The 4,961-nt window shown below is 68.8% G+C and carries 4 protein-coding genes; all 4 read right to left on the reverse strand.

Annotated features, from left to right (window positions below; genetic code table 11):
- A partial coding sequence (locus ACTHNQ_RS07290) for a DNA gyrase subunit B (RefSeq protein ID WP_440332391.1) occupies nt 1–1,662 on the reverse strand: 1,662 nt, incomplete at its 3' end.
- A 120-nt stretch (nt 1,663–1,782) separates the two neighbouring features.
- Entirely contained in the window at nt 1,783–2,331 is a 549-nt protein-coding gene (locus tag ACTHNQ_RS07295) for a DUF721 domain-containing protein (RefSeq protein ID WP_440332393.1), read from the reverse strand.
- Nucleotides 2,324–3,526, reverse strand: coding sequence for a DNA replication/repair protein RecF (gene recF, locus ACTHNQ_RS07300; protein WP_440332395.1), 1,203 nt, complete (start codon nt 3,524–3,526; stop codon nt 2,324–2,326). The genes ACTHNQ_RS07295 and recF overlap by 8 nt, the downstream gene beginning before the upstream one ends.
- 61 nt (nt 3,527–3,587) lie before the next feature.
- The gene (gene dnaN / locus ACTHNQ_RS07305) at nt 3,588–4,742 is read right to left on the reverse strand and encodes a DNA polymerase III subunit beta (RefSeq protein ID WP_440332397.1); all 1,155 of its coding nucleotides are present in this window, start codon (nt 4,740–4,742) and stop codon (nt 3,588–3,590) included.
- Between the last annotated feature and the right edge of the window lie 219 nt (nt 4,743–4,961).

A 4,961-nucleotide genomic window follows, 5' to 3' on the forward strand; every position in this document is an offset into this window, starting at 1 on the left:
CAGCATCGTCAGCAGCAGCGTCGTGATGTGCTGGCCGTCGACGTCGGCATCGGCCATCAGCACGATCTTGTGGTACCGCGCCTTGTCGATGTCGAAGTCCTCGCCGATGCCCGTGCCGAAGGCCTGGATCATCGCCTGCACCTCGCGGTTGCCCAGCGCCTTGTCGAGGCGCGCGCGCTCCACGTTCAGGATCTTGCCGCGCAGCGCCAGGATCGCCTGGGTGTGCGGGTCGCGGCCCTGGACGGCCGAGCCGCCGGCCGAGTCGCCCTCGACGAGGAAGATCTCGCTGATCGACGGGTCCTTGCTCGTGCAGTCCTTGAGCTTGTCGGGCATCGCGGCGGACTCGAAGACGCTCTTGCGACGCGCGGTCTCGCGCGCACGGCGCGCGGCCATGCGGGCGGTGGCGGCGTCGATCGCCTTCGTGATGACCCGCTTGGCCTGCACCGGATTGCGGTCGAGCCAGTCGGCGAGCTGGTCGCCGACGACCTTCTGCACGAACGCCTTGGCCTCGGTGTTGCCGAGCTTCGTCTTGGTCTGACCCTCGAACTGCGGCTCCGAGAGCTTGACCGAGATCACGGCGGTGAGACCCTCGCGGATGTCGTCGCCGGTCAGGTTGTCGTCCTTCTCCTTGAGCAGGTTCTTGTCGCGCGCGTACGTGTTGATGCGCGTCGTCAGCGCAGCGCGGAAGCCCTCCTCGTGCGTGCCGCCCTCGTGCGTGTTGATCGTGTTCGCGAAGGTGAAGACGTTCTCGGTGTAGCTGGTCGTCCACTGCATCGCGAGCTCGAGCGAGATGTGACGGACGGTGTCCTCCGACTCGATCTCGATGATCTCCTCGTTGACGACGTCGGCGTGGCGCACCTTGTTGAGGTACTCCACGTAGTCGACGAGGCCGCGCTCGTAGAAGAAGTCGTCGAACGGCTGACGCTCCTCAGAGCCGCCTTCGGGCGTGTCGGTGACGTACGTCGAGCTCGGGCGCTCGTCCGACAGCGTGATGCGCAGGCCCTTGTTGAGGAACGCGGTCTGCTGGAACCGCGTGCGCAGCGTGTCGTAGTCGAAGTGCACGGTCTCGAAGATCGAGTCGTCCGGCCAGAAGGTGACGATGGTGCCGGTCTCTTCGGTCTCTTCGCCCTTGGCGACAGGGGCGAGGGGCTGGCCGCCGTCGCGGTAGGACTGCCGCCACACGTGGCCCTGGCGCATGACCTGCACCTCGAGGCGCGTCGACAGCGCGTTCACCACCGACGAGCCGACGCCGTGCAGACCGCCGGACACCGCGTACCCGCCGCCGCCGAACTTTCCGCCGGCGTGCAGCACGGTGAGCACGACCTCGAGGGTCGACTTGCCCTCCGTGCGGTGGATGTCGACGGGGATGCCGCGACCGTTGTCGTACACGCTCAGACCGCCGTCGGGCAGGATCGTGACGTTGATGGTGTCGCAGTAGCCCGCGAGCGCCTCGTCCACGGCGTTGTCGACGATCTCGTAGACGAGGTGATGCAGGCCGCGCTCACCGGTCGAGCCGATGTACATGCCCGGGCGCTTGCGCACCGCCTCGAGACCCTCGAGCACCTGGATGGCATCGGCCCCGTAGTCGCCGGGAGAACCAGTGGGAGCCTGATCGGGCGTTTCGGGTTCCTCGGACACGTTGTCGGGGTTGTCTGACGTCATCTTCTCGATGGCTCCAAATCCTTCGAAGGGGCCCTGACAGTCTATCGGGTAACGACCCGATCACGGCCCCATACGCCCCTGTGACGCCCTGAAATCGTTCTGGACAGCTCCCGAGGTGGCCTAGCCGTAGGTATCGCGCGGACCGCGCCCTGGAATCGTTCTGGGACCCCATTTCCAGGAGGGGACGTCCGGCCCGATGAAACGCACCGCGTCGACACCTGCCTCGGGGAACCGCCGGACGATCTCCGAAAGGATGTGGGCGCGCATCAGCTGGAGCTGCTTGGCCCATGCGGTCGAGTCCGCCTGGACGGTGAGCGTGCCCTCCGAGAACGCCACCGGACGCGTGTGCCGGGCGGTGTCCGCGCCGGCGACCTCGTCCCATGCGCGGACGACGTCCTCGCGTGCGAGCTGCGAGTTCCAGCCGGCCTCGCGGGTCAGGTCGGCGAGCACGTCGGCGACGCCCTTCGGGTCTCGGCCCGGGGCGAACGGGATGTTGTCGTCGTCCTCGGTGCGCCGGCGGCGCTTGCGGTACGACGAGCGTGCCGACGGCTCGAGCCCGCGCAGCCGCAGATAGGTCGCGATCGTCTCGGGAACCCCGACGCCGCCTTCGGGATCGGATGCCGCATCCCGCCGGCCGCCGGCGCCCGACCCCGCCGACGGATCAGACATCGTCCGCTCCCGCGTCCCCGACGATGCGCCCGGCTTCGACGCGCACCATCCGTGCCCGCAGCGCCTCGGGGACGTCGCCCTCGACCGCGGCGGTCACGACGACCTGCTCGTAGTCTCCGGCCAGCTGCGCCAGGCGCGCCCGGCGGTCGGCGTCGAGCTCTGCGAAGACGTCATCGAGGATGAGCACCGGGTCGCCCAGCATGGAGTCGACGCGCAGCAGCTCGGCCGAGGCGAGCCGCAGCGAGAGAGCGACCGACCACGATTCACCGTGCGAGGCGTACCCCTTCACGGGTAGACCGCGGATCCGCAGCAGCAGATCGTCACGGTGCGGCCCCACGAGTGTCAGACCGCGCTCGAGCTCCGAGGTCCGCTTGGCCGCGAGCGCCTGCCGGAAGAGCTCCGCGATGCGCGGGGCTGCGGCATCCCTCGCCGTCTCGAGAGGATCGGCGCCCGAAGCCGCGGGTGCGGCCGTGTCGGTGTCTTCGCCGGTGTCGGCGCCGGCCACCGACAGCGCCCATTCGATCTCGGGGTCGTGGTCGGCGCCGGCGATCGAGGTGTAGGCCGCCGCCAGGGGCGCCGCCAGGTCGTTCGCGAGCGCGAGACGGGCGGTGATCAGCTGCGTGCCCAGGGTCACGAGCTTGTCGTCCCACACATCGAGGGTCGAGAGCGCATCTCCGCGGATGCCGCGTGCCCGCGCCGATTTCAGCAGGGCGGTGCGCTGCTTGAGGACGCGGTCGTAGTCGGCGATCACGCCGGCCATGCGAGGGGCGCGCTGCACGAGCAGCTGATCGGCGAACCGGCGGCGCGAGGACGGATCGCCGCGGACGATCTGCAGATCCTCCGGTGCGAACAGCACCACCTGGGCGTACCGGGGCAGCTCGGCCGGCTTCACGGGCGAGCCGTTGACGCGTGCCTTGTTGGATCCCTGCCGGTTCACCTGCGCCTCGAGCTGCACGCGCCGTTCGCCATGGGCCAGACGGGCCCGGATGATCGCGGCATCCGCTCCGTCCCGCACCATCGGCGCGTCGTTCGAGACCCGATGGGAGCCCAGCGTCGCGAAGAAGCCGATCGCCTCGGCGAGATTCGTCTTGCCCTGGCCGTTGCGGCCCACGAAGACGTTCGGTCCGGGCCCGAGTTCGACGTCGGCGGCCGCATAGTTGCGGAAGTCGACCAGACTCAGGTGCTCCACGATCACCGGACAAGCCTAATGATCGGCACCGACGTGCACCCTGAGCCGGATCTGCCGTGAGGACGGATCAGCGCAGCAGCAGGTTCGGCTGCAGCAGGTAGCGGAACGAGTCCGAGCCGGCCTTGTCGACCGACGTCTGCGGCGTGATGAGCACGGGGCTCAGCTTGTTCGCGTTCTCGCTCGAGGTGAACGTGATGCGCACGAACTCGCTCTTGACCGCGCCGAGCGACTCGAGCAGGTACTGCGGGTTGAGACCGAGAGTGACATCGTCGCCGCCGAGCAGCGTCGCGTCGACCGACTCGGTCGCGCGTGCCTGCTCGGTGCCGGAGGCATCCATCGACACGCTGTCGCTCGTGAACGTGAACCGCAGCGGCGCCGAGCGGTCGAGCACGAGCGACACCCGGCGCACGGCCTCGGCCAGCTCGGCGGTGTTCACGACGGCGTGGTGCTCGGTCTGCGCAGGGAACAGGCGGCGCACGGGCGGGAAGTTGCCCTTGATGAGCAGCGAGGTCACCGTCTTGTTGCCGGCGGTGAACGCGATGATCTCGCGATCGCCCGACCCCGAGAACGCGATCGAGATGTCGCCGCCGTGTGCGAACGTCTTGCCGACTTCGGTGAGCGTGCGGGCCGGGACGAGAGCGGTCGTGGCCTCGTCGGTGGCCGCGCCACCGCCGTCCCACGGGATCTCGCGGAGCGCCACGCGGTAGCGGTCGGTGGCGACGAGGCTGAGGCTCGTGCCCGAGACCTCGAGCTGCACGCCGGTGAGGACCGGGGTCACGTCGTCGCGGGATGCCGCGAACGCGACCTGGGCGATGGCCGTCGCGAAGTCCTCGGCGGGGACCAGACCCGAGTCGCCCGTGACCTCGGGGATCGCCGGGTACTCCTGCACGGGCATGGACGCGAGGGTGAACCGCGCGGAGCCGCACGTGAGCAGGATGCCGCCGTCGTCGTCGACCTCGATCTGGATCGGGGCGTTCGGCAGCCGGCTGGCGATGTCGGAGAGCAGCCGGCCGTGGACGAGGATCGTGCCCGGATCGTCGACGGTCGCCTCGATGGTCGTACGCGCCGACGCCTCGTAGTCGAACGCGGCGAGCGACAGGCCCTGCTCGGATGCCTCGATGAGCACGCCCGCAAGGATCGGCTGAGGGTTGCGCTGAGGCAGGAGCTTGACGACGAACGACACGGCTTCGCTGAACACATCGCGGTTGACGTGGAACTTCACGAATGCTCCCTCTGCAGCAACGGGCCCCTCGACTGCGGGCTCGGGGTTCTCATGCTAGTGGCAGGCCCGGAGAATGCCAGCCCGTCGTCCTCTCGGAGGACTTGTCCACCGCAAAGGTGATCGGACGGGTTTCATCAGAGAGATTTCTTGTCATGGTGTTAACGGCTGTGGAAACTGTGGACAACTCGCTCGAGGGCAGTCGGGAGAGGGAAACCACAC

Origin of the sequence: Microbacterium sp. (genome assembly GCF_051953575.1) — a bacterium.
In the GTDB taxonomy this organism is placed as follows: Bacteria; Actinomycetota; Actinomycetes; order Actinomycetales; family Microbacteriaceae; genus Microbacterium.